1 protein-coding gene is annotated in these 1,783 nt (G+C 53.8%); it reads left to right on the plus strand.

Annotated features, from left to right (window positions below; genetic code table 11):
• Positions 1-187: 187 nt before the first annotated feature.
• The gene (locus ACFQUU_RS29200) at positions 188-1,567 is read left to right on the plus strand and encodes a transposase (RefSeq protein ID WP_382252131.1); all 1,380 of its coding nucleotides are present in this window, start codon (positions 188-190) and stop codon (positions 1,565-1,567) included.
• The last annotated feature ends 216 nt before the right edge of the window (positions 1,568-1,783 follow it).

The following is a 1,783-nucleotide window of genomic DNA, read 5'->3' on the forward strand; positions in this document are numbered from 1 at the left end:
TAGTAAGCTGTTCCATGACTTCCCCTCCTGTTCAGATTGAACAACGACACCTCAATCTTGGCACTCGATGCCGTGCGACTTCAACACCGCGTCGGGACGGGGAAGTCCCTTACATTTGAAATAGTCCCTTGATGTCTTGGTTAGGTGTCCTATCGTGACTGGAATCGACGGTATGGCGGAGGTTATTATGATGGGACGGCAACTTGCTCCGCGGGAACGCACCGAAGTCATCAATCTGGAAGACTTCGTTCCAAAGGACCATCTTTTGAGGGCGATCGACCGCTATCTCGACTTGGCAGAGTTTCGCGCGCACCTTATAGGCTTTTACAGCCATATTGGCCGTCCTTCAGTAGACCCGGAGCTCATCATTCGCATGCTAATCATTGGCTATTGCTATGGCATCCGCTCGGAGCGACGGCTATGCGAAGAAGTGCATCTGAACCTGGCCTACCGCTGGTTCTGTCATCTTGGTATCCATGACCGGGTACCGGATCATTCCACCTTCTCAAAGACACGACATGGGCGTTTCCGCGATTGTGACGCCTTCCGCGAACTTTTCGAATCCGTGCTGCGCCGCTGCATTGCCGAAGGCCTGGTGGGCGGCGAAGGTTTCGCTACTGATGCCAGTGTCATCAAGGCTGATGTACGGCGCCAACACGCGGTGCGAGGTGCGCACGACATTAATTGGGGAAATGCCGCTCAATGGACTCGTCCCGTCCGGGAATACCTTGCTGCTTTAGATGCTGCCAATGCACCTGCTGAACCGCCAAAGTCTATCTCACTGACCGATCCAGCAGCTTCATGGACTGCCACAGCTGGACCAGCCATCTTTGCCTACTCCACTAACTACCTGGTTGATGTACAAGGCGGCATCATCGTCGACGTTGAGCCGTCGTCCTCCAGTCATGCGGCCGAATCTAGGGCAACACAGACCATGATCGATCGCGTGGAGCAGCGCTTCCAGATGAAGCCGCATCGTTTGATTGGCGATACGGCCTATGGCTCAGCATCGATGCTCGCCTGGTTGGTGGACCATAAAGGGATCGAACCTCATGTGCCGGTTTGGAACCGCAGCGAACGCAAGGATGGTATGTTCGTCGTTAGTGATTTCATCTGGGATGAACAAGCCAATGTGTATCACTGCCCCGGCGGGCAATTACTGCGTAGTCAATGGCGTGCCTATACTAATCCGCGGACCCACGTCACCAAGGCTGCCACGATCATCTACCGCGCCAGTCAGGCAGACTGTGGGCGATGCAGCCTGAAGCCACAATGTTGTTTGAATACGACCTTCCGCAAAATTGCACGCAGCATCCATGAAGATGCACGTGACGTTGCTCGCCGCATCATGAACACAACTCAGTATCAACAGTCTCGCCACCAGCGAAAAAAGGTGGAGATGTTGTTTGCCCATCTCAAGTGCATTCTTAAACTGGATCGCTTGCGATTGCGAGGACTAACAGGCGCACATGACGAATTCTTATTGGCAGCCACGGCGCAAAATTTGAGGCGCCTGGCAAAACAGCTTTGCTCGGGAGGCATGAATCCCGTCCCTTCGGCTTCCTAACGGTGCAATGAATCGATTAGGCCGTTCTCATCTGCGGCAGGCAACGTCAAAACGGCGTTTCGGCTCCGAGGGTGATCCATCTTGCATTCGGACTATTTCAAATGTAAGGGACTTCCCCGTCCCGACGCGGTGTTGAAGTCGCACGGCATCGAGTGCCAAGATTGAGGTGTCGTTGTTCAATCTGAACAGGAGGGGAAGTCATGGAACAGCTTACTA

The sequence above is a fragment of the Herbaspirillum sp. GCM10030257 genome (genome assembly GCF_042666555.1).
Lineage (GTDB): Bacteria > Pseudomonadota > Gammaproteobacteria > Burkholderiales > Burkholderiaceae_D > Noviherbaspirillum.